28 protein-coding genes are annotated in these 20,415 nt (G+C 67.2%); 4 read left to right on the forward strand and 24 right to left on the reverse strand.

Features of this window, described 5'->3' with window-relative positions; genetic code table 11:
* Window positions 1-55: 55 nt before the first annotated feature.
* From ACIQJT_RS29865 to ACIQJT_RS29880, 4 genes are read left to right on the forward strand one after another with little or no spacing between them, the layout of a single operon-like run.
* The gene (locus ACIQJT_RS29865) at window positions 56-1,507 is read left to right on the forward strand and encodes a glycosyltransferase family 2 protein (RefSeq protein WP_402648732.1); all 1,452 of its coding nucleotides are present in this window, start codon (window positions 56-58) and stop codon (window positions 1,505-1,507) included.
* A gap of 23 nt (window positions 1,508-1,530) precedes the next feature.
* The gene (locus ACIQJT_RS29870; protein WP_402648735.1) at window positions 1,531-2,763 is read left to right on the forward strand and encodes a glycoside hydrolase family 113; all 1,233 of its coding nucleotides are present in this window, start codon (window positions 1,531-1,533) and stop codon (window positions 2,761-2,763) included.
* 16 nt (window positions 2,764-2,779) lie between these two features.
* Window positions 2,780-3,880 carry a sugar phosphate nucleotidyltransferase gene (locus ACIQJT_RS29875; protein ID WP_402648738.1) on the forward strand — a complete coding sequence of 367 codons (1,101 nt, stop codon included), beginning with the start codon at window positions 2,780-2,782 and terminating at the stop codon, window positions 3,878-3,880.
* A 38-nt stretch (window positions 3,881-3,918) separates the two neighbouring features.
* Window positions 3,919-5,955: an acyltransferase family protein gene (locus ACIQJT_RS29880; protein ID WP_402648740.1), complete on the forward strand. Its 2,037-nt coding sequence runs from the start codon at window positions 3,919-3,921 to the stop codon at window positions 5,953-5,955.
* Here ACIQJT_RS29880 and truA read toward each other — a convergent pair.
* From truA to rplP, 24 genes are all read right to left on the reverse strand, one after another.
* Window positions 5,921-6,802, reverse strand: a complete 882-nt coding sequence (gene truA, locus ACIQJT_RS29885) for a tRNA pseudouridine(38-40) synthase TruA (protein WP_402648742.1) — start codon at window positions 6,800-6,802, stop codon at window positions 5,921-5,923. The two genes, ACIQJT_RS29880 and truA, sit on opposite strands and share 35 nt — an antisense overlap.
* Window positions 6,803-6,886: 84 nt before the next feature.
* Entirely contained in the window at window positions 6,887-8,308 is a 1,422-nt protein-coding gene (locus tag ACIQJT_RS29890) for a hypothetical protein (protein WP_402648745.1), read from the reverse strand.
* A 213-nt stretch (window positions 8,309-8,521) separates the two neighbouring features.
* Window positions 8,522-9,043, reverse strand: coding sequence for a 50S ribosomal protein L17 (gene rplQ / locus ACIQJT_RS29895; RefSeq protein WP_053846779.1), 522 nt, complete (start codon window positions 9,041-9,043; stop codon window positions 8,522-8,524).
* Between the two features lie 173 nt (window positions 9,044-9,216).
* Window positions 9,217-10,239: a DNA-directed RNA polymerase subunit alpha gene (locus tag ACIQJT_RS29900; RefSeq protein ID WP_003966937.1), complete on the reverse strand. Its 1,023-nt coding sequence runs from the start codon at window positions 10,237-10,239 to the stop codon at window positions 9,217-9,219.
* Window positions 10,240-10,390: 151 nt separating this feature from the next.
* Window positions 10,391-10,795, reverse strand: a complete 405-nt coding sequence (gene rpsK / locus ACIQJT_RS29905; RefSeq protein ID WP_003956432.1) for a 30S ribosomal protein S11 — start codon at window positions 10,793-10,795, stop codon at window positions 10,391-10,393.
* Window positions 10,796-10,865: 70 nt separating this feature from the next.
* Window positions 10,866-11,246: a 30S ribosomal protein S13 gene (gene rpsM, locus ACIQJT_RS29910; protein WP_053846780.1), complete on the reverse strand. Its 381-nt coding sequence runs from the start codon at window positions 11,244-11,246 to the stop codon at window positions 10,866-10,868.
* Window positions 11,247-11,432: 186 nt separating this feature from the next.
* Window positions 11,433-11,546, reverse strand: a complete 114-nt coding sequence (rpmJ, locus tag ACIQJT_RS29915) for a 50S ribosomal protein L36 (RefSeq protein ID WP_003998809.1) — start codon at window positions 11,544-11,546, stop codon at window positions 11,433-11,435.
* A 59-nt stretch (window positions 11,547-11,605) separates the two neighbouring features.
* Entirely contained in the window at window positions 11,606-11,827 is a 222-nt protein-coding gene (gene infA, locus ACIQJT_RS29920) for a translation initiation factor IF-1 (protein ID WP_003948620.1), read from the reverse strand.
* Window positions 11,828-11,989: 162 nt separating this feature from the next.
* Entirely contained in the window at window positions 11,990-12,826 is an 837-nt protein-coding gene (gene map, locus ACIQJT_RS29925) for a type I methionyl aminopeptidase (protein ID WP_402648750.1), read from the reverse strand.
* Between the two features lie 114 nt (window positions 12,827-12,940).
* Complete coding sequence (locus ACIQJT_RS29930; RefSeq protein WP_053846782.1) at window positions 12,941-13,603, reverse strand: adenylate kinase; 663 nt, start codon at window positions 13,601-13,603, stop codon at window positions 12,941-12,943.
* Window positions 13,603-14,916, reverse strand: coding sequence for a preprotein translocase subunit SecY (secY, locus tag ACIQJT_RS29935; protein WP_365456125.1), 1,314 nt, complete (start codon window positions 14,914-14,916; stop codon window positions 13,603-13,605). Before secY ends, ACIQJT_RS29930 begins: the two co-directional genes overlap by 1 nt.
* Window positions 14,917-15,092: 176 nt before the next feature.
* Complete coding sequence (rplO, locus tag ACIQJT_RS29940; RefSeq protein WP_003974249.1) at window positions 15,093-15,548, reverse strand: 50S ribosomal protein L15; 456 nt, start codon at window positions 15,546-15,548, stop codon at window positions 15,093-15,095.
* Window positions 15,549-15,550: 2 nt separating this feature from the next.
* Window positions 15,551-15,733 (reverse strand): 50S ribosomal protein L30, encoded by a 183-nt coding sequence (gene rpmD / locus ACIQJT_RS29945; RefSeq protein WP_053846785.1) that lies wholly within the window; start codon window positions 15,731-15,733, stop codon window positions 15,551-15,553.
* On the reverse strand, window positions 15,733-16,341 hold the full coding sequence (gene rpsE / locus ACIQJT_RS29950; RefSeq protein WP_030671799.1) for a 30S ribosomal protein S5: 609 nt from the start codon (window positions 16,339-16,341) through the stop codon (window positions 15,733-15,735). Before rpsE ends, rpmD begins: the two co-directional genes overlap by 1 nt.
* Before the next feature lie 36 nt (window positions 16,342-16,377).
* Entirely contained in the window at window positions 16,378-16,761 is a 384-nt protein-coding gene (gene rplR / locus ACIQJT_RS29955; RefSeq protein WP_030317315.1) for a 50S ribosomal protein L18, read from the reverse strand.
* 3 nt (window positions 16,762-16,764) lie between these two features.
* A complete protein-coding gene (gene rplF / locus ACIQJT_RS29960) occupies window positions 16,765-17,304 on the reverse strand; it encodes a 50S ribosomal protein L6 (RefSeq protein WP_053846786.1) in 540 nt (179 codons plus the stop codon).
* Window positions 17,305-17,328: 24 nt separating this feature from the next.
* Window positions 17,329-17,727, reverse strand: a complete 399-nt coding sequence (gene rpsH, locus ACIQJT_RS29965) for a 30S ribosomal protein S8 (RefSeq protein ID WP_007384075.1) — start codon at window positions 17,725-17,727, stop codon at window positions 17,329-17,331.
* A 213-nt stretch (window positions 17,728-17,940) separates the two neighbouring features.
* Window positions 17,941-18,126, reverse strand: coding sequence for a type Z 30S ribosomal protein S14 (locus ACIQJT_RS29970; protein WP_003948630.1), 186 nt, complete (start codon window positions 18,124-18,126; stop codon window positions 17,941-17,943).
* A 5-nt stretch (window positions 18,127-18,131) separates the two neighbouring features.
* Window positions 18,132-18,689 (reverse strand): 50S ribosomal protein L5, encoded by a 558-nt coding sequence (rplE, locus tag ACIQJT_RS29975; RefSeq protein WP_020135807.1) that lies wholly within the window; start codon window positions 18,687-18,689, stop codon window positions 18,132-18,134.
* Entirely contained in the window at window positions 18,689-19,012 is a 324-nt protein-coding gene (rplX, locus tag ACIQJT_RS29980; protein ID WP_003992365.1) for a 50S ribosomal protein L24, read from the reverse strand. The genes rplE and rplX overlap by 1 nt, the downstream gene beginning before the upstream one ends.
* A 2-nt stretch (window positions 19,013-19,014) precedes the next feature.
* The gene (rplN, locus tag ACIQJT_RS29985; RefSeq protein WP_003998823.1) at window positions 19,015-19,383 is read right to left on the reverse strand and encodes a 50S ribosomal protein L14; all 369 of its coding nucleotides are present in this window, start codon (window positions 19,381-19,383) and stop codon (window positions 19,015-19,017) included.
* A 98-nt stretch (window positions 19,384-19,481) separates the two neighbouring features.
* On the reverse strand, window positions 19,482-19,769 hold the full coding sequence (gene rpsQ, locus ACIQJT_RS29990; RefSeq protein WP_007384073.1) for a 30S ribosomal protein S17: 288 nt from the start codon (window positions 19,767-19,769) through the stop codon (window positions 19,482-19,484).
* On the reverse strand, window positions 19,769-19,993 hold the full coding sequence (rpmC, locus tag ACIQJT_RS29995) for a 50S ribosomal protein L29 (protein ID WP_010036720.1): 225 nt from the start codon (window positions 19,991-19,993) through the stop codon (window positions 19,769-19,771). The genes rpsQ and rpmC overlap by 1 nt, the downstream gene beginning before the upstream one ends.
* The gene (gene rplP, locus ACIQJT_RS30000; protein ID WP_004927269.1) at window positions 19,993-20,412 is read right to left on the reverse strand and encodes a 50S ribosomal protein L16; all 420 of its coding nucleotides are present in this window, start codon (window positions 20,410-20,412) and stop codon (window positions 19,993-19,995) included. Before rplP ends, rpmC begins: the two co-directional genes overlap by 1 nt.
* Between the last annotated feature and the right edge of the window lie 3 nt (window positions 20,413-20,415).

Here is a 20,415-nt window from a genome sequence, read left to right on the forward strand (position 1 = left end):
CAGATCCGTCGTGCCTCAACGCGCCACTGATCTCAAGGGGAGTTCCGCAGTCGTCATGGCATCGACAGCCGTCGAGGGGGGCGTGCCGCATTCCCGGCACCATCAGAAGCTCGCGAAACGCACCGCTGCGTGGAAGCCGGGGATCCTCCCGTTCCTCCTGCCTTTCGTCCTGCTGGTGGCGTTCGGACTGTGGAGCTACCGCCCCAGTTCGTCCGTACTGAGCTGGGCTCTTTCCGTCGTCTGGACCCTGCCGGTGGTCGGCGTTCTGGTCGGCATCCAGGGTGCGCTGCTGATCCGCCGCCGAGTCCGCAGGAGCGACCGGATGGTCCCCCCTGCACCGGCCGAGGAGGACTTCCTGATCGTCCTCTGCCCGACCATCGGACGGAACGACACCTACCCGGCCCTGGAGCGCTCGATCCTCTCGTACGTCGAGCACCTGCCCGAGTGGTTTCCGTACATGCGCGTCGACATCCTCACCGAGGAGGGCTGCGAGGCGGCCGCGGACATCGACCGGCTGGCCGACTCCCATCCCCTGATCCGCGTGATCACCGTGCCCAAGGACTACGTCCCGGCCAACGGCACCCGCTTCAAGGCGCGCGCCAACCACTACGCCCACGAGCTGCGCATCGCGGAGGGCGAGGCCCTCGACTACGTCTGGGTGCTGCACATGGACGACGACACCGGTGTCGGGCCGGACACCGCGTCCTCGCTCGCCCAGTTCATCAACCGTCAGCGCCGCGCCCACCCCGACGAGGCCAAGCACATGGCCCAGGGCATCCTCACCTACCCCCGCGAGAACGCGGTGAACATGTTCACGTGGCTCGCCGACGCGGTGCGCCCCGCCGACGACATCGCCCGCTTCCGCGCCCTGACCGGCATGGGCACCCCGGCCGCCGGCGTGCACGGCGAGCTGCTGGTGCTCCGCGCGTCCATCGAGGCGACCATCGGATGGGACTTCGGGCCCAAGGAGATCGTCGAGGACGCTCGCCTCGCCCTGACCTTCTGCCGCAAGTACCCGGGCCGGAGCGACTGGTTCAACGGCCGCTGCTACGGCGCCTCCCCCGCCACCGCCGCCGACTTCATCAAGCAGCGCGACCGGTGGGCCTGGGGCCTCGTGGCGCTCTGCTTCAACAAGGCCGTGCCCTGGCGCTACCGCTGGTTCCTGTCGATCTGCGTGACCACCTGGATCCTCGGTCCGCTCCAGCACATCGGTGCCGTGCTGCTCATCGGCTGGCTCTTCAACGACATGAACACCTCGCCCGTGACGCAGTCCGTCACCATCCTGTGGGCCTTCAACTTCGCCTATGTCATCTGGACCTACTGGGAGGGTCTGCGACTGAACGCGCTCGCGTCGCTCAGCGGACGGCGCAAGTGGTGGGAGCCGATCGTGGTGGTCGTGTGCATACCCGTCTTCTCCGTGCTGGAGGGTCTCGGCGGCTTCAAGGGCTTCCTGAGGTTCGTCCGGCGCGAGGAGAACAAGTTCGTCGTGATCGCCAAGCCCGCCTGACCAGCCCGGAAGACATCTGACTCATGCGCTCACGACTGCCCCTGCTCGCGATCTTCCCTGTGACCGTTCTCAGCCTCGTGCTGGGCGCCCCGTTCGTCCTCGGCGACCACCCGGTGCGCTGGGAGGCGGGTTCGGCCCTGCCCAAGGTCGTCATCGGCGACTCGGAGACCTCCGCCACCCCGTCCGGCACGGCGTCGGCCTCCGCGTCGACCGATACCCCTTCCTCCTCCCTGTCCACCGGCGCCCCCCGGGTCGCCAAGCCCTGGAAGAAGGGCATGCCGCAGTGGGGCGTCCAGCTCTACTGGGAGGAGGAGGCGAAGAAACGATCCGACACGTTCATCGAGAACCAGGCCCGCAAGCACGCGAAGTACCTCATCGGGCTGGGCGCGAACTCGGTGTCCGTCTCGTTCCCCTACTTCATCGGCGGCCCCACCTCCGACGAACTGTCGGCCGGAGCCAAGACCCCGTCCCCCGAACGCCTCGGACGGGTGCTGAAGGTCTTCAAGGACGCCGGGTTCCGCACCACGCTCCGCCCGATCCTGGACGAGGGCAACCTGAAGCAGAACAACGGCTGGCGCGGCAACATCGACCCGGCCTCGCGCTCGGCCTGGTTCGCCTCGTACAAGAAGCTCCTGGCGCCGTATCTCGGTACCGCCGAGGAGACGAAGGCGAACACCTTCGTGATCGGCACCGAGCTCAACTCGCTGGAGGGCGACCCTGGTTGGGACGCCCTGGTCACCTCCGCCGAGAAGACCTTCTCGGGTGAGGTCTCCTACGACGCGAACTGGGACAACTACGTCTCCGGCCGCATCAACATGCCGGTCAACCACCTGGGCGTCGACGCCTACTTCCCGGTCAAGGTGCCGGACACCGCCCCGGTCTCCGCCCTCGTCGACGGCTGGAACACCTGGCTGGACAAGAAGGCCACCGGCCCGCTGCCGAACATCCTCGTCTCCGAGACCGGTATCGGTGCCATGAAGGGCGCCTACCACGCGCCGGGCGACTTCTACACCCGCCGGGCCCTCGAACCCGAGGTACAGGCCAACTGGTACAAGGCGGTCTGCGAGGTCGTCCAGGACCGGAAGATGCAGGGCATCTACTGGTGGTCGCTCTGGTTCGACGACGACCCCAACACCAAGCCCGACGACAAGGTTGCCTCCCGGCTCGACTTCGCCGGACGTCCCCTCTCCGAAAAGGCGATCAAGTCCTGTTTCACCTCGGACTACGCAGGACCCGGGACCGACACCGCAAGCTGACCGAGCGGAGGCAGTCATGCAAGAAGCCATCATCCTGGTGGGCGGCAAGGGAACCCGCCTGCGCCCCCTGACCAATCACACCCCGAAGCCGTTGCTCGGCGTCGCGGGCTCTTCCTTCATCCGGCACCAGATCGCCAAGCTGACGGACGCGGGCGTCGAGCACGTGGTCTTCGCGACCTCGTACCTCGCCGGCCTCTTCGAGGAGGAGTTCAAGGACTTCTCCCAGGACCTGAGAATCTCGTACGCCGTCGAGGAGGTACCGCTCGGCACGGGCGGAGCGATCCGCAACGCGGCCCGTCTCCTGCACGGCACCTCACCCGACGCGCCGGTCCTGATCCTCAACGGCGACATCCTCTCCGGGGTCGATCTGCGCACCCTCCTGGAACGCCACGAGGAGCGCGCGGCGGACGTGAGCCTGCACCTCACCCGCGTCCCCGACCCCCGGGCGTTCGGCCTGGTCCCCACCGACGGATCCGGCCGGGTGCTCTCCTTCCTCGAGAAACCGAAGACGCCCGAGGAGTGCGTCACGGACCAGATCAACGCCGGCTGCTACGTCTTCCGCCGCTCGGTCCTCGACGCCATTCCGGCCGACCGCGAGGTATCGGTCGAGCAGGAGATCTTCCCGCAGCTCGTCGCCACGGGACGGCGGGTGTACGGCCACACGACCGAGGAGTACTGGCGTGACCTCGGCACCCCGCTCGCCTTCGTCCACGGCTCCGCCGACCTGGTGACCGGCCGCGCGCCCTCGCCCCTGGTCGGCCCGCCGTCCGAGGCTCTGATCCACCCCGCCGCTGTCGTCCACCCGACCGCCCGGGTCACGGGCGGCTCGACGATCGGACCGCGCGCCGTGATCGGCCCGCACGTGGTCGTCGACCGCTCGATCATCGGGGCCGCCGTGACCGTGGCCGAGAGCGCCCGGATCCACGAGTCGGTGGTGGACCACGACTCCACGATCGGCCGTGCCTCCGTCCTGCGCGAAGTGGTCGTGGGCTGCCACGCACACATCGGCGCGGACAACGAACTGCCCGCCCAGCTACGGCTGTCGTGCGGCATCCGCATACCCGCCCAAGGGGTGCGCGTCAGCGGGACGGCTGCCGCCTGCCCGACGGTCCACTGAAGTCGTCCGCCTGCCAGCGTGCTCGACCGGAGAATTCCTTGACAACCGACACCCGCACCCGCCGTCGCGCACCGGCCGCGCAGACAGAGCGTCTTCGCAAGTACCGGCCGGACATCCAGGGCCTGCGTGCCGTGGCCATCATGATGGTCGTCAGCATGCACTGCGGCATCCTGGACATCCATGGCGGCGTGGACGTCAGCTTCGTGCTGAGCGGCTTCCTCATCGGCGGCCAGTTGCTGGCCGAGATCGACAAGACCGGCAAGGTCTCCCTGAGCAAGTTCTGGGCACGCCGCTTCCGGCGGCTCGCGCCGGCGATGGCCGTCACCATCATCGGAACGGCGGTCCTGGCCTGGCTCTATGCCAGCCCGCTCAGGTTCCGCTCGTACATGGAGGACGGCCTCGCAGCCTCGCTGAGCGTCATGAACTGGCGCCTCGTCGAGACCGGCACCGACTACTTCGCCGACGACGGCAGCCAGTCCCCGTACCAGCACTTCTGGTCGCTGGGCATCGAGGAGCAGTTCTACGTGATCGCGCCGATCGCGCTCGTCGTCACGGCCTGGCTCAGCCGTCTCCTCTTCCGCAACCGCGTCCTCGTGGCGCTGTTCCTCATGACGGTGATCGGCGGATCGGCCTACCTGGGCTACGCGCAGACCTCAGAGAACCAGCCCCTCGCCTACTTCAGCACCCACACCCGCATCTGGGAGATCACCTTCGGCGTTCTCCTCGCCCTCGGCGGACCGCTCCTGTCCCGGATGAACACCGGGTTCGCGGCGGTGCTCTCCTGGGCGGGGCTCGGCACCACCCTCGTCACCGCGCTCCTCATCTCGGCGAAGACACCGTTGCCCGGGTACGCGGTGGCCGGCCCGGTGCTGGGCGCGGGCATGATCATCGCCGGTGGCTGCGCGGCTCCGCGCCTGGGCGCGGAACGGCTCCTCGACAACCCCGTCTTCAACTTCATCGGAAACGTCAGTTACGGCTGGTACCTCTGGCACTGGCCACTCCTGATCCTCTGGCCGTACCTGGTGTCCTGGGAGGTCACGTACTCGGACCGGTTCCGGGTCGCCGTCGCGTCGTTCCTCGTGGCCGTCGCGATGCACTACGCCGTCGAACGCCGCTTCAGGAACAACGCGCAGCTGGTGGCACGCCCCTGGAAGGGCATCCTCGCGGGCGGCACGGCCACCGCCTGCGCGGCCGGAGCCATGGCACTGGCCATGATCGTCCCGCTGAACCTCGCCACCGCCTCCTCGAACACCGTCGCCGTCGGCTACACCGACGAGGCCTCGGTCGAGACGGCCGCACTGCGGACGAAGCTCTCCGCGGCGGTACAGGGTGCCCTGCCGAAGACCGCGGACAACCACGCTTCGAGCGGCTGCATCGACAACACCGAAGTCGCGAAGTTCACGATGCAGGACCATTGCGTCATCGGGGATCCCGAAGGGAAGAAGACGGTCGTCCTCATGGGCGACTCGCACGCCTGGCAGTGGAACGACGCCTTCGACGAGATCGGGAAGAGTCTCGGGGTCAGGGTGGTGACCATGGCGAAGGGCGGCTGCTCACCCCAGGAGTACCGCATCGTCAACGACGAGCTGCACCGCGAGTACACCGAGTGCGACAGCTGGCGCGAGTCGGTGTTCGAGGAACTCGGCGACCTCAAGCCCGATGTCGTGGTCGTCGCCAACCGGACGCGCCGCGAGGCGACGCGGCAGGGGGCGGAAGCCACGTTCAAGGTCCTCAAGGCAACCGGAGCCGAACTCGTCTACATGACGGACACCCCCCAGCCCGGCCAGAACGTGCCCGACTGCCTCGCCACTCACATCGACGACATCTCCTCCTGCAACCGCAAGCAGTACGAGGCGCTCGAGTACACGGACTTCCGGACCATGGAGCGGGAGGTAGCCGAGAAGTACGGCGCCTCGATCATCGACACGGTGCCCGCCTTCTGCACGAAGCACGTCTGCCCCAGCGTGATCGGCGACCAGGTCGTCTACTTCGACGCCAGCCACATCACCTCGAGCTACTCGAAGACCCTGGAGCCCTTCCTCAAGCCGGCTCTGGAGAAGGTCCTGGCCGACTGACCCTGTGCACCTCCCCGCGTACCCGGCGGGCCTGAAGCTGCCGATCCGACAGCAGCTCGTCCGCCGGGTACGCGACCTCCTCCAGCGTCAGCCCGTGCGGTCGTACGACATGCACCGCGCTGTCCCGCACCCGCGCGTCCAGCACCTTACGCGGCCACTCCACGCCCCGGTGGCCGTCCCCGACGAACAGCAGCGCCCCGACCATGGACCGCACCTGGTTGTGGCAGAAGGCGTCGGCCCGGACCTCGATCTCGACGATGCCGTCCGCCGTGCGCCGCACTCCGAAGTCGAAGATCTCACGAACCGTCGAGGCCCCCTCACGCTTCTTCGCGTAGGCCGCGAAGTCGTGCTCCCCCACGAGTGACTTGGCGGCGGCGTCCATGACCGCGACGTCCAGTTCCCAGTCGTGCCACAGCACATGGCTGCGCAGCAGCGGATCGACCCCACCGGGCCGGTCGCCCACCCGGTAGATGTACCGCCGCCACAGAGCGGCGAACCGCGCATTGAACCCGCCCGGCGCCTCCCCCACCCGCCACACCCGCACATCCTTCGGCAACCGTCCCGCCAACCGCTTCAGGAGCTTCTCCCGGTGCTCCTCCCACAGCTCCGCGGGCAGGTCCACGTGGGCCACCTGGCCCCGGGCGTGCACACCGGCGTCGGTGCGGCCGGCCACGGTCAGTTCGTACGTCACGTCCTTCGACCGGGTGACCGTGCGCAGCGCGTCCTCGATCTCGCCCTGGACGGTCCGCCGGCCGCCGGCCTGCTTGGCCCATCCGGAGAAGTCGGTCCCGTCGTAGGAGAGGTCGAGGCGGACACGGACGTAACCCGGCTGTACTTCGTCGCTCACCCCCCGATCCTCTCAGGAACGCGGAACGGGCCCGCCCCGAGGGGCGGGCCCGCACACCCGTGGATCAGCGGCGATCACCGTCGGTCAGTGCCCGCCCCGCGGGTTGAGCACGATGTCGCCGGAGTCGTTCGCCGGGTTGCCCTCGTTCGGCATGGTGTAGGCGAAGAACGCCCGGCCCGTGGCGTTGCGGATCACCTCGTCGACGCGGAGGCCGAAGGTGAAGGTGCGGGAGGCGTCCTCCAGGATCGGCGTGTCGAGGTAGCAGAGGTAGTCGCCCTCGGCGCCCTCCCAGTCGGCGGCCCGGCAGCCCTCGGGAACCGTGGTGACCGTGGTGCCCGGGGGAAGGTCGACCCAGAAGGCGATCGGCTCGCCGCCGGAGCGCAGCAGGGCCAGCCAGGCGGGGCCGTGGTTGGCGAAGCCGACGTCCACCGACACGGTCTCGCCCTTGCGGGCCCGCAGCCGCTCACCGGTCAGGTCGAGGTCGAAGGTGTTCTTCGTCGGGAAGTCCAGATCCGCGTACCGGGTGTAGCCGGCGGGGTCGGCGTCCGGCAGCCGCACCAGCCCCAGCTCGGGACCGGTGCCCGCCTGGTAGTCGCCCTCCGCCAGCAGCTTCCCGACCTGGTCGGCGGGCACCGCGCTGAAGGAGTAGGACATCACGTCGTAGAGCGCGAAGCCGGCCGTCTCGACCGGGAAGGGAGCGCTGAGCCCGTAGGCCGCCTGGGCCGCGAACTCCTCGTCGAAGACGCACAGGGCCTGAGAGCTCCCGAACAGGTCGTCGGGGTCACGCGGGTCGTACCAGCAGTTCCCGTAGGTGCTGGGGAAGGAGAGGCCACGGCTGCCGTACATCCGCAGCACCACGCCCCTGCCGCCCAGGCCGCCGACGTTGCGGAAGCTCAGCGGCGCCTGGAAGGTGTCGCCGGCCTGGAAGCCCTCGGGCTCGGCCAACTGCTTCATCTGCAGCTCGGGGCCGCCGACCAGGACGTCCACCGTGTGCCCGGTGAAGGCCAGGCCCTCCCCCGCGGCCGTGACCTCGATGGTGCCGAAGTCGCCCGCGGCGCTCTCGTCGGTCACGTCGAGACGAATGCCGCCCAGGTCGTTGTAGTCCCGGCCGGCGTAGATCTCGTAACCGTGGCAGGTGGCCACCAGCCCCTCGACGGAGCAGCCCTGCCAGCCGCCGAGGCGGGAGAAGTCCACCGCGGCGACCCCGGCCAGGGAGCTCGCGTCCACGGTGACCGTGTACTCGCCCTGGTGGATCGGGTAGGTGACGCCGTTCTCGTCCGGCACCGGTTCGCCGGGCGCCCGGAGTCCGAGCTCGATCTGCGGCTCACCCGGCTCGCCCGGCTCACCGGGCTCCGGCTGCATCGAGAGGTTCACGCTGTCGGTGCCTTCGACGGACACCGGCAGCGGCTCCTCCTCGGCACCGGCGGGAACAGCGAGTGCCGCACCGGCCAGGGCGGCCAGCGCGAACACGGAGATGGTGCGCCGCACAGCGGCCAGAGACGTCATGGGACCCCCGTAAGTGGGACATCGTGCGCACCGGATCGGTGTCGCCGTATGCATGACACATGAGCCCGCTGTGAGGTTGCAGTCCCCTTGCGCCACAACGCGAACGGGCCCGCTCCTCGAAAGGAACGGGCCCGCAATCGCCCTAGGGGCGCGGGGAACTGCGAGACCGACCACGACGGCGCCGCAGCCGCAAACGCATCCCCGGCAGAACGCTTACGCGTCCTTGGACTCCTCGGCCGGAGCCTCGGCGCCGTCCTCGGCGTCGGCGGCCTTGGTCGTGTCGACCTTGGTCTCCTCGGCGGCCGGAGCGGCCTCGGCGTCCTTGGCGGCACGCTTGGTGGCGGCCTCGGCCTCACCCGTCGCCTGCTGCGCGACCGTCAGGGCCTCGACCAGCTCGATGACAGCCATGGGCGCGTTGTCGCCGCGGCGGTTACCGATCTTGGTGATGCGGGTGTAGCCACCGGGACGGTTCTCGTAGCGCGGGCCGATCTCGGTGAAGAGCGTGTGGACGACGCTCTTGTCCGTGATCACCTGGAGCACCTGACGGCGGTTGTGAAGGTCGCCCTTCTTCGCCTTGGTGACCAGACGCTCGGCGTACGGACGCAGCTTGCGCGCCTTCGCCTCGGTGGTGGTGATGCGGCCGTGCTCGAAGAGGCTCTTCGCGAGGTTCGCGAGGAGCAGCTTCTCGTGCGCGGCGCTGCCGCCCAGACGGGCACCCTTGGTGGGCTTCGGCATGGTGTGTCTCCTAGATGTCTGCCCCGGCCGTACTAGGTACCGGGGTCAGTATCCGAGCAGGCGGTCGCCTGTCGGAGATCCAGGCCCCCGAAGAGGCCTGGAAGGGGCGCGGAGAACTGCGCGATCAAGCACAGCGCACCCGCGCCCGAGTACGGACCGGTGGTCCCGAGCTCTTAGTACTGCTCGGTCTCGACGAACCCGGCGTCCGCGTCGTCGTCCGCGCCGAAGGCGTCCGCGGCGGCGGTCGGGTCGAATCCGGGCGGGCTGTCCTTCAGGGCCAGGCCCATGCCGGCCAGCTTCGCCTTGACCTCGTCGATGGACTTCGCACCGAAGTTGCGGATGTCCAGGAGGTCGGCCTCGGAGCGCGCCACGAGCTCACCCACGGAGTGGATGCCCTCACGCTTGAGGCAGTTGTAGGAGCGGACCGTGAGCTCCAGCTCCTCGATCGGCAGCGCCAGGTCGGCGGCGAGGGCGGCGTCCGTGGGGGACGGGCCCATGTCGATGCCCTCGGCGTCGATGTTCAGCTCGCGGGCGAGACCGAACAGCTCGACCAGGGTCTTGCCGGCCGACGCCATGGCGTCACGGGGACGCATGGCCTGCTTCGTCTCGACGTCGACGATCAGCTTGTCGAAGTCGGTGCGCTGCTCGACACGGGTCGCCTCGACCTTGTACGTGACCTTCAGCACGGGGCTGTAGATGGAGTCGACCGGGATACGGCCGATCTCCTGGCCCACCTGCTTGTTCTGCACGGCGGAGACGTAACCGCGGCCACGCTCGACCGTGAGCTCCATCTCCAGCTTGCCCTTGCCGTTGAGCGTGGCGAGGACGAGGTCGGGGTTGTGCACCTCGACACCGGCCGGGGGCGCGATGTCGGCGGCGGTGACCAGACCCGGGCCCTGCTTGCGCAGGTACATCACGACCGGCTCGTCGTGCTCCGAGGAGACGACCAGCTGCTTGATGTTGAGGATCAGGTCGGTGACGTCCTCCTTGACGCCCGGCACGGTGGTGAACTCGTGCAGGACGCCGTCGATGCGGATGCTGGTGACAGCGGCACCGGGGATCGACGACAGGAGGGTGCGGCGGAGGGAGTTGCCGAGGGTGTAGCCGAAGCCCGGCTCCAGCGGCTCGATCACGAACCGGGAGCGGAACTCGTCGACGACCTCTTCGGTCAACGAGGGACGCTGAGCGATCAGCATGTGTGGATCAGATCCTTCTTTCGTGGACGCCCGCTATTTGACGCCCGACGGAACCGCCCCCGGCAAAAGGGACGGGTACTGCAAGGGTACGGGCGATACGGCCCATCAGAGCCGTACCGCCCGAACCAAGCCTGCGTGCAGCAGCCGTGCGTCAGACGCGGCGGCGCTTCGGCGGACGGCAGCCGTTGTGCGGCGTGGGCGTGACGTCCTGGATCGAGCCGACCTCGAGGCCGGTGGCCTGGAGGGAGCGGATCGCGGTCTCACGGCCGGAGCCGGGACCCTTGACGAACACGTCCACCTTGCGCATGCCGTGCTCCTGCGCGCGGCGGGCGGCCGACTCGGCGGCCATCTGCGCGGCGAAGGGGGTGGACTTGCGCGAGCCCTTGAAGCCGACGTGGCCGGCGGAGGCCCAGGAGATCACGTTGCCCGAGGGGTCCGTGATCGAGACGATCGTGTTGTTGAACGTGCTCTTGATGTGGGCGTGCCCGTGAGCGACGTTCTTCTTTTCCTTGCGGCGCACCTTCTTGGCAGCGCCCTGACGACCCTTGGGGGGCATCTACAAACTCCTACGGGGAGGTGGTCGGTCCTACAGCGAAGACCGCTGATGAAGCGTTGTCCGCTGAGGACTACTTCTTGCCCGGCTTCTTCTTGCCGGCGATGGCGCGACGCGGGCCCTTGCGGGTACGAGCGTTCGTGCTGGTGCGCTGACCACGGACGGGCAGTCCACGGCGGTGACGCAGACCCTGGTAGCAGCCGATCTCGACCTTGCGGCGGATGTCGGCCTGGATCTCGCGACGGAGGTCACCCTCGGTCTTGAGGTTGTTGTCGACGTACTCACGAATCGCGACGAGCTCCTCCTCGGAGAGGTCGCGAACGCGGGTGTTCGGGTTGACGCCGGTCTCGGCCAGCGTCTGCTGCGAAAGGGTCCGGCCGATGCCGAACACGTAGGTCAGGGCGACCTCCACGCGCTTGTCGCGCGGGATGTCAACACCGGAAACGCGTGCCATTCAATGGCTCCTGGTGATCTTCGGAGGTCTTCCGCAGAACCGGTTCCCAGCCGCCGTACCAGGTACGAACTGGGTCCCCGGCCTCCGAACCGGGGGTGTCAGACGAAGGACGTCTGGGCTCTGCGTATGAACAAATTCAGCTTGCGTCGCGCGAATCCCTGCGAGAGCAGAGGGTTCGGTCGTGCGTCAGCCCTGGCGCTGCTTGTGGCGCGGGTTCTCGCAAATGACCATGACCCGACCGTGACGGCGGATCACCCTGCACTTGTCGCAGATCTTCTTGACGCTCGGCTTGACCTTCATGGGATTGAGGTTCTCCGGGTCAGTGCCACCACCCCGCCGAAACGGAATGCGGGCAAGATCTACTTGTACCGGTAGACGATCCGGCCACGTGTCAGGTCGTACGGAGACAACTCCACCACGACCCGGTCGTCAGGGAGGATGCGGATGTAGTGCATACGCATCTTGCCGCTGATGTGTGCCAGGACCTGGTGGCCGTTCTGGAGCTCGACCTTGAACATGGCGTTCGGAAGAGACTCGACGACAGTGCCCTCGATCTCGATGGCACCTTGCTTCTTGGCCACGCTTCGCCCTTCGAATCGACTACCTTGATCGACTCTCCTGCGTTTCCCATCAGGGGCGCATGCGGACATGCGGGTGCACGAGAGCCGACGAGTCAGTCTACGTCAGCGCACCCAGAAAGACGAATCGAGGAAGGATGCCCCGACACAGAGATCCTTAAGCACCTAGGCCAGCGGATCCGGCGCCGCGACGATCCCGTGCTCCGCGAGCTTCGCCTTGCCGCCGTCGGGAGCCGTGAGCACGAGCGGCCCCTCCTCCGTCAGCGCCACCGAGTGCTCCCAGTGGGACGACCACGTGCCGTCCGTCGTGATGACCGTCCAGTCGTCCGACAGGACCTCCGTCCTGGGCGTGCCCAGGGACACCATCGGCTCGATCGCCAGGCAGAACCCGGTGACCAGCTTCGGCCCCTTCCCGCGCCGCCGGTCGACGTAGTTCAGCAGGTGCGGGTCCATGTGCATCTCGGTGCCGATGCCGTGGCCGCCGTAGTCCTCGATGATCCCGTAGCGGCCGCCGCCGGGCTTCGGCTGGCGGCGGATGTACGTCTCGATGGCCCGGGAGACGTCGACGAGCCGGTTGCCCTGCTTCATCGCCGCGATGCCGGCCCACATCGACTCCTCGGTGACCCGGGAGAGCTCGATCAGTTCGGGGGCGTGGCCCGAGCCCACGAACGCCGTGTAGGCCGCGTCCCCGTGCCAGCCGTCGATGATCGCGCCGCAGTCGACGGAGATGATGTCGCCGTCCTTGAGGACGACCTCGTCGGACGGGATGCCGTGGACGACGACCTCGTTCACCGAGGTGCAGATCGTCGCCGGGAAGCCGCCGTAGCCCAGGAAGTTCGGCTTCGCGTCGTGCTCCGCGAGGACCTTGCGCGCGACCTGGTCGAGATCCCTGGTCGTGGCCCCGGGCACCGCGGCCTCTCGGGTCGCCGCGTGGATGGCGGCGACGACCAGCCCCGCCTCACGCATCTTGGCGATCTGCTCGGGGGTCTTGATCTGCACCATGCGGCGGGAGCCTTTCAAAGGGAGAGGGACGGGTGCCTTCAACGATACGTGCACCCACACAGCAGCCGCGGCCCCCTCGGAAGGGAACCGCGGCTGTCGTACTCGGGGAAACCGCTACGCGGCGTCGTCCTCGTGCTGGAGGGCCTCCATGGCACGGCCGGTGACGTCCTCCACCTTGCCGAGCGCCGAGATCGTGACCACCAGGCCCTGGGCCTTGTAGTAGTCGATGATCGGCTCGGTCTGGGTGTGGTAGACCTCGAGGCGCTTGCGGACCGTCTCCTCGGAGTCGTCGTCCCGCTGGTACAGCTCGCCGCCGCAGACGTCGCAGACGCCGTCCTGCTTCGGCGCCTTGTACGAGACGTGGAAGACGTGCGCCGAGTCGTTGCGGCAGATGCGGCGGCCGGCGATGCGCTTGACGACCTCCTCCTCGGGGACCTCCAGGTCCAGCACCGCGTCCAGCTTCATGCCCTCGGTACGGAGCATCTCGTCGAGCGACTCGGCCTGCGAGACGTTGCGCGGGAAGCCGTCGAGCAGGAAGCCCTTCTCGGCGTCGGGCTGCTCCATGCGGTCCTTGGCCATCCCGATGGTGACCTCGTCCGGAACCAGGTTGCCCGCGTCCATGTAGGACTTCGCGAGTTTGCCGAGGTCCGTCTGCTGGCTGATGTTGGCGCGGAACAGGTCGCCCGTGGAGATGTGCGGGATCGACAGGTTCTTGGCGAGGAACGCGGCCTGCGTTCCCTTGCCGGCACCCGGCGGCCCGACGAGGACGATACGCATCAGCGGAGGAACCCTTCGTAATTGCGCTGCTGGAGCTGGCTCTCGATCTGCTTCACCGTCTCGAGACCCACACCCACGATGATCAGGATGCTGGTCCCACCGAACGGGAAGTTCTGGCTTGCCCCGAAGCCGACCAACGCCATCGTTGGCACAAGAGCGATCAGACCCAAGTACAGCGAACCCGGCCAGGTGATCCGGTTGAGTACGTACGAGAGGTACTCAGCGGTCGGTCGGCCAGCCCGGATGCCCGGGATGAAGCCACCATACTTCTTCATGTTGTCGGCGACTTCCTCGGGGTTGAAGGAGATCGCCACGTAGAAGAACGCGAAGAAAACGATGAGCAAGAAGTACAGGGTGATGTAGATCGGGTGGTCGCCCTTGACGAGGTTGGCCTCGATCCAGGTCTTCCACCCCGAGTTCCCGCTGGAGAACTGCGCGATCAGAGCCGGGATGTAGAGCAGCGACGACGCGAAGATGACGGGGATCACACCGGCCTGGTTGACCTTCAGCGGGATGTACGTCGACGTACCGCCGTAGGAACGGCGGCCGATCATGCGCTTCGCGTACTGCACCGGGATGCGGCGCTGGGCCTGCTCGACGAAGACCACCAGACCGACCATGACCAGGCCGACCGCGATGACCGTGCCGAACTCGATCCAGCCGTCCGCCAGGGTGCCCTGCTTCTTGATGGCCCACAGCGCGGACGGGAAGGTGGCGGCGATCGAGATGAACATCAGGATCGACATGCCGTTGCCGATGCCGCGGTCGGTGATGAGCTCACCGAGCCACATGACGACGGCCGTACCGGCGGTCATCGTGATGACCATGACGATCGTGGTGAAGATCGCGCGGTCCGGGACGATGCTCGACGCGACCGTGCACCCGGAGAAGAGGGCGCCGCTGCGGGCGGTGGCCACCAGGCCGGTGCCCTGAAGGATGGCCAGGGCCACCGTGAGGTAACGGGTGTACTGCGTGATCTTCGCCGTACCGGCCTGGCCCTCCTTCTTGAGGGCTTCCAGGCGCGGGATGACCACGGTGAGCAGCTGCAGAATGATGCTCGCGGTGATGTACGGCATGATGCCGAGCGCGAAGACCGTGATCTGGAGCAGCGCGCCGCCGCTGAACATGTTGACCAGACCGAAGAGTCCCTGGTTGCCGGACGCCTGGTCCACGCACTCCTGGACCGACTTGTAGTCGACGCCGGGGATCGGGATGTGGGTACCCACGCGGTACACCACGATGATGCCGAGCGTGAAGAGCAGCTTCTTGCGCAGGTCGGGCGTCTTGAACGCCCGGGCGAACGCGGTGAGCACGGTGCCTCCTGCGACCCCCGCGCTACTGCGTCAAGGGTGACGGTCTTGAGGTTCGACGAATATGTGGGAAAGCAGTGCAGGCCACCTTACCCGGGGGGCCGCCTGCCGTGGAACGACCAACCGGGGATACCTCGTTGTGAGGTATCCCCGGTGGGTACTGCTTCAGGTCATCGCGCTCAGACGAGCTCGGTGACCGTGCCGCCGGCGGCGGTGATCTTCTCCTTGGCGGAGCCGGAGACGGCGTCGACCGTCACCTGCAGCGCCACCGAGATCTCGCCCTGGCCGAGGACCTTGACGAGGCTGTTCTTGCGAACGGCACCCTTGGCCACCAGACCCTCGACGGTGACCTCGCCACCCTCGGGGTAGAGCGCGGCCAGCTTGTCGAGGTTCACGACCTGGAACTCGGTCTTGAACGGGTTCTTGAAGCCCTTCAGCTTCGGAAGACGCATGTGGAGGGGCATCTGGCCACCCTCGAAGCGCTCCGGAACCTGGTAACGGGCCTTCGTACCCTTGGTACCACGACCGGCCGTCTTACCCTTCGACGCCTCACCACGACCCACACGGGTCTTGGCGGTCTTGGCGCCCGGGGCGGGACGGAGGTTGTGGATCTTGAGCGGGTTGTTCTCCGCCATGATCAGTCGACCTCCTCGACCGTCACGAGGTGGCGGACGGTGTGCACCATGCCGCGGAACTCGGGACGATCCTCCTTGACGACCTGCGTGTTGATGCCCTTGAGACCAAGGGAACGCAGGGTGTCACGGTGGTTCTGCTTGCTGCCGATGTACGACTTCGTCTGCGTGATCCTGAGCTGAGCCATTACGCAGCACCAGCCCCGGCACGCGCACGAAGCAGAGCCGCGGGAGCGACGTCCTCAAGGGGCAGACCGCGGCGGGCCGCGATCTCCTCGGGACGCTGCAGGCCCTTCAGGGCCTCCACGGTCGCGTGCACGATGTTGATCGCGTTCGACGAGCCGAGCGACTTCGACAGCACGTCGTGGATACCGGCGCACTCCAGGACGGCACGCACGGGACCACCGGCGATAACACCGGTACCCGGCGAAGCCGGCTTGAGGAGAACGACGCCGGCAGCCTTCTCACCCGTGATCGGGTGCGGGATGGTGCCCTGGATACGGGGGACCTTGAAGAAGTGCTTCTTGGCCTCCTCAACACCCTTGGCGATGGCGGCCGGCACCTCCTTGGCCTTGCCGTAACCGACACCCACGGTGCCGTCACCGTCGCCCACCACGACCAGCGCGGTGAAGCTGAAGCGACGACCACCCTTCACAACCTTGGCGACACGGTTGATCGCGACGACACGCTCAACGTAAGCAGTCTTCTCGGCGGCGGCTGCGCCACCGTCACGACCCTTACGGTCCCGCCGCTCGCCGCCACCGGCACCGCCACCGCGGCGCTGGGGTCCAGCCATTGGATTACCTCTCTCTTTCCGCTAGCTACGAGCGGCTCAGAACTTGAGCCCGGCTTCGCGGGCGGCGTCCGCCAGGGCGGCGATGCGCCCGGCGTACTGGTTGCCACCACGGTCGAATACGACAGCCTCGACACCGGCGGCCTTCGCGCGCTCGGCGACCAGGGCGCCGACCTGCTTGGCCTGCGCGGACTTGTCGCCCTCGCCACCGCGGACCGTGGTGTCCAGGGTGGACGCCGACGCCAGGGTGTGACCCTTGATGTCGTCGATCACCTGGGCCACGATGTGGCGGTTGGAGCGGGTAACGACCAGACGGGGACGCTCCGCCGTACCGGAGATCCGCTTGCGGATCCGGATGTGACGGCGCTTGATCGCGGCGCGCTTGTAGGCGTCGCCCTTCAGGATCTTCTGTCCGTATGCCATGGCTTACTTACCCGCCTTTCCGACCTTGCGGCGGATGACTTCGCCCTCGTACTTGACGCCCTTGGCCTTGTACGGGTCGGGCTTGCGCAGCTTGCGGATGTTGGCCGCAACCTCGCCGACCTTCTGCTTGTCGATGCCCTCGACCGAGAACCGGGTGGGGGCCTCCACCTTGAAGGTGATGCCCTCGGGGGCCTCGACGGTGATCGGGTGGCTGTAGCCGAGAGCGAACTCGAGGTTCGAACCCTTGGCCGTCACGCGGTAACCGACACCGCTGATCTCGAGCTTCTTCACGTAACCCTGGGTCACGCCGGTGATCATGTTCGCCACCAGCGTGCGGGACAGGCCGTGCAGGGCCTTGTTCTGACGCTCGTCGTTGGGGCGGGTGACGTTGAGAACGCCGTCCTCACCCTTGGCGATGTCGATCGGCGCAGCGACGGTGTGGGTCAGTTCGCCCTTGGGGCCCTTGACCGAGACCGTACGGCCGTCGATGGTGACGTCCACGCCGGCGGGAACCGTGATGGGGAGCTTGCCAATACGCGACATAGCTGTTTCCTCCGTTCCCTTCCGCTACCAGACGTAGGCGAGGACTTCCCCACCCACGCCCTTCTTGCCGGCCTGCTTGTCGGTCAGGAGACCGTGCGACGTGGAGATGATCGCCACGCCGAGGCCACCGAGGACCTTGGGCAGGTTGGTGGACTTCGCGTACACCCGGAGACCGGGCTTGGAGATCCGCTTGATGCCCGCGATGGAGCGCTCACGGTTCGGGCCGAACTTCAGCTCGAGGACGAGGTTCTTGCCGACCTCGGCGTCCTCGACCTTCCAGCCCGTGATGAAGCCCTCCTGCTGGAGGATCTCCGCGATGTGAGACTTGATCTTGGACGCCGGCATCGTCACGGAGTCGTGGTACGCCGAGTTCGCGTTCCGCAGACGCGTAAGCATGTCTGCGATCGGATCAGTCATGGTCATGAATTGGCCTTCGGCCTCTCTCGCCGGGGTTTCCAGGTGCCCATCCCTCTCCTCGATCCGAGACGAGGCGGGTGCGGTGCGGTGGACCTACGGCGTAGTAAGTCGTACGGGCGACCGTCAGGCGCCCAACCCTCCAAGCCTAAGCCATGGAAGGGAGGGCGCCTGACACGCCCATTGCTTACCGAGAGCTTCCAGAATCCCTAAATGGTGGGATTACCAGGAGCTCTTGGTCACGCCCGGCAGCTCGCCACGGTGAGCCATCTCACGAAGGCACACGCGGCACAGGCCGAACTTGCGGTACACGGAGTGCGGACGGCCGCAGCGCTGGCAGCGGGTGTAGCCACGCACACCGAACTTGGGCTTGCGAGCAGCCTTGGCAATCAGAGCCTTCTTCGCCATCTCGCTCACGCCTCCTTGAACGGGAAGCCGAGGTGACGAAGGAGCGCGCGGCCCTCAGCGTCGTTGGTCGCCGTGGTCACCACGGTGATGTCCATGCCCCGGGTACGGTCGATCTTGTCCTGGTCGATCTCGTGGAACATGACCTGCTCCGTGAGACCGAAGGTGTAGTTGCCACGGCCGTCGAACTGCTTGGGGGACAGGCCGCGGAAGTCGCGGATGCGCGGCAGCGCGAGCGACAGGGTGCGGTCCAGGAACTCCCACATGCGGTCGCCACGAAGCGTGACGTGGGCACCGATCGGCTGGCCCTCACGCAGCTTGAACTGCGCGATGGACTTGCGGGCCTTGGTGACGGCCGGCTTCTGACCGGTGATCGTGGTGAGGTCGCGGATGGCGCCCTCGATCAGCTTGGAGTCGCGGGCGGCGTCGCCCACACCCATGTTGACCACGATCTTGACGAGGCCGGGGATCTGCATGACGTTCTCGTACTTGAACTCGTCACGCAGCTTGCCCGCGATCTCCTCGCGGTACTTCGTCTTGAGACGCGGAGTGGTGGTGGTAGCCATCAGATGTCCTCACCCGTCCGCTTGGCAACGCGGATCTTGTTGCCCTCGTCGTCGAAGCGGTAACCGACACGCGTGACGACCTTGTTGCCGTCCTTCTCAACGACCAGCTGGACGTTGGAGACGTGGATCGGCGCCTCGGTCGTGACGATGCCACCGGCCTGCGAACCGCGAGCGGTCGGGCCGGCCTTGGTGTGCTTCTTGACCCGGTTGACACCCTCGACCAGGACGCGGTCCTCGCGGGGGAAGGCCGCGATGACCTTGCCCTGCTTGCCCTTGTCCTTACCGGTGATGACCTGGACCAGGTCGCCCTTCTTGATCTTCATGCTTACAGCACCTCCGGCGCGAGCGAGATGATCTTCATGAACTTCTTCTCGCGCAGCTCACGGCCGACGGGGCCGAAGATACGGGTGCCGCGAGGGTCGCCGTCGTTCTTCAGAATGACGGCGGCGTTCTCGTCGAAGCGGATGTACGAGCCGTCCGGACGGCGGCGCTCCTTGACGGTGCGAACGATGACCGCCTTGACGACGTCACCCTTCTTCACGTTGCCACCGGGGATCGCGTCCTTGACGGTGGCGACAATGACGTCACCGATGCCCGCGTAGCGGCGACCGGAGCCACCGAGCACACGGATGCAAAGGATCTCCTTCGCACCAGTGTTGTCGGCGACACGCAGTCGCGACTCCTGCTGGATCACGTCTATCTCCTGTTTGTCTGCCGGTTCCCGGCAGGGGCCTCAGTACGAGGACCCCTGCCGAGCCTGGCGGAACTGACCTGCGGGGTTGACCGCAGGAATTACTTGGCCTTCTCGAGGATCTCGACGACGCGCCAGCGCTTGGTCGCCGACAGCGGGCGGGTCTCCGCGAGGAGGACCCGGTCGCCGACGCCGGCGGCGTTCTGCTCGTCGTGCGCCTTGAGCTTGTTGGTACGGCGGATGACCTTGCCGTACAGCGCGTGCTTGACGCGGTCCTCGACGGCGACGACGACGGTCTTGTCCATCTTGTCGCTGACGACGAGACCCTCACGGGTCTTGCGGAAGCCGCGGGCCTCTGCAGTCTGCTCAGTCACGTTGCTCTCACTCATCAGGCGCTCTCCACCGTCTCGATGCCCAGCTCGCGCTCACGCATCAGGGTGTAGATCCGCGCGATGTCCTTACGGACGGCCTTGAGCCGACCGTGGTTCTCGAGCTGACCGGTCGCCGCCTGGAAGCGGAGGTTGAACAGCTCTTCCTTGGCCTCGCGGAGCTTGTTCAGCAGCTCCTCGTTGCCCAGTTCGCGCAGCTCGGACGCCTTGGTACCGGCCGACATCACGCTTCACCTGCCTCGCGCTTGACGATCCGGCACTTCATCGGCAGCTTGTGGGCTGCGCGAGTCAGCGCCTCACGGGCGATCTTCTCGTTGGGGTACGACAGCTCGAACATGACCCGGCCCGGGTGCACGTTCGCGATCCACCACTCCGGAGAACCCTTACCGGAACCCATGCGGGTCTCGGCAGGCTTCTTGGTGAGGGGGCGGTCCGGGTAGATGTTGATCCAGACCTTGCCGCCACGCTTGATGTGGCGGGTCATCGCGATACGGGCCGCCTCGATCTGGCGGTTGGTCACGTACGCCGGCGTGAGGGCCTGGATGCCGTACTCGCCGAACGCGACCGTCGTACCGCCCTTGGCCTGACCACGGCGCTTCGGGTGGTGCTGCTTGCGGTGCTTGACCCTACGGGGGATCAGCATGTC

Origin of the sequence: Streptomyces sp. NPDC091972 (assembly GCF_044756385.1) — a bacterium.
Lineage (GTDB): Bacteria > Actinomycetota > Actinomycetes > Streptomycetales > Streptomycetaceae > Streptomyces.

Excerpts from the sequence above, each read along its gene's own strand:
- rplX (WP_003992365.1), bottom strand. The coding sequence starts at position 19,012 with ATGAAGATCAAGAAGGGCGACCTGGTCCAGGTCATCACCGGTAAGGAC.
- rpsH (WP_007384075.1), bottom strand. The coding sequence starts at position 17,727 with ATGACCATGACTGATCCGATCGCAGACATGCTTACGCGTCTGCGGAAC.
- rpmJ (WP_003998809.1), bottom strand. The coding sequence starts at position 11,546 with ATGAAGGTCAAGCCGAGCGTCAAGAAGATCTGCGACAAGTGCAGGGTG.
- rplE (WP_020135807.1), bottom strand. The coding sequence starts at position 18,689 with ATGGCTACCACCACCACTCCGCGTCTCAAGACGAAGTACCGCGAGGAG.
- ACIQJT_RS29970 (WP_003948630.1), bottom strand. The coding sequence starts at position 18,126 with ATGGCGAAGAAGGCTCTGATTGCCAAGGCTGCTCGCAAGCCCAAGTTC.
- ACIQJT_RS29870 (WP_402648735.1), top strand. The coding sequence starts at position 1,531 with ATGCGCTCACGACTGCCCCTGCTCGCGATCTTCCCTGTGACCGTTCTC.
- ACIQJT_RS29900 (WP_003966937.1), bottom strand. The coding sequence starts at position 10,239 with ATGCTGATCGCTCAGCGTCCCTCGTTGACCGAAGAGGTCGTCGACGAG.
- ACIQJT_RS29875 (WP_402648738.1), top strand. The coding sequence starts at position 2,780 with ATGCAAGAAGCCATCATCCTGGTGGGCGGCAAGGGAACCCGCCTGCGC.
- rpsE (WP_030671799.1), bottom strand. The coding sequence starts at position 16,341 with ATGGCTGGACCCCAGCGCCGCGGTGGCGGTGCCGGTGGCGGCGAGCGG.
- rplP (WP_004927269.1), bottom strand. The coding sequence starts at position 20,412 with ATGCTGATCCCCCGTAGGGTCAAGCACCGCAAGCAGCACCACCCGAAG.
- rpmD (WP_053846785.1), bottom strand. The coding sequence starts at position 15,733 with ATGGCTCAGCTCAGGATCACGCAGACGAAGTCGTACATCGGCAGCAAG.
- rplO (WP_003974249.1), bottom strand. The coding sequence starts at position 15,548 with ATGGCGGAGAACAACCCGCTCAAGATCCACAACCTCCGTCCCGCCCCG.
- map (WP_402648750.1), bottom strand. The coding sequence starts at position 12,826 with ATGGTGCAGATCAAGACCCCCGAGCAGATCGCCAAGATGCGTGAGGCG.
- rpsQ (WP_007384073.1), bottom strand. The coding sequence starts at position 19,769 with ATGAGTGAGAGCAACGTGACTGAGCAGACTGCAGAGGCCCGCGGCTTC.
- rplQ (WP_053846779.1), bottom strand. The coding sequence starts at position 9,043 with ATGCCGAAGCCCACCAAGGGTGCCCGTCTGGGCGGCAGCGCCGCGCAC.
- rpsM (WP_053846780.1), bottom strand. The coding sequence starts at position 11,246 with ATGGCACGCGTTTCCGGTGTTGACATCCCGCGCGACAAGCGCGTGGAG.
- ACIQJT_RS29890 (WP_402648745.1), bottom strand. The coding sequence starts at position 8,308 with ATGACGTCTCTGGCCGCTGTGCGGCGCACCATCTCCGTGTTCGCGCTG.
- ACIQJT_RS29930 (WP_053846782.1), bottom strand. The coding sequence starts at position 13,603 with ATGCGTATCGTCCTCGTCGGGCCGCCGGGTGCCGGCAAGGGAACGCAG.
- rpsK (WP_003956432.1), bottom strand. The coding sequence starts at position 10,795 with ATGCCCCCCAAGGGTCGTCAGGGCGCTGCCAAGAAGGTGCGCCGCAAG.
- rplF (WP_053846786.1), bottom strand. The coding sequence starts at position 17,304 with ATGTCGCGTATTGGCAAGCTCCCCATCACGGTTCCCGCCGGCGTGGAC.
- rplR (WP_030317315.1), bottom strand. The coding sequence starts at position 16,761 with ATGGCATACGGACAGAAGATCCTGAAGGGCGACGCCTACAAGCGCGCC.
- ACIQJT_RS29865 (WP_402648732.1), top strand. The coding sequence starts at position 56 with ATGGCATCGACAGCCGTCGAGGGGGGCGTGCCGCATTCCCGGCACCAT.
- rpmC (WP_010036720.1), bottom strand. The coding sequence starts at position 19,993 with ATGTCGGCCGGTACCAAGGCGTCCGAGCTGCGCGAACTGGGCAACGAG.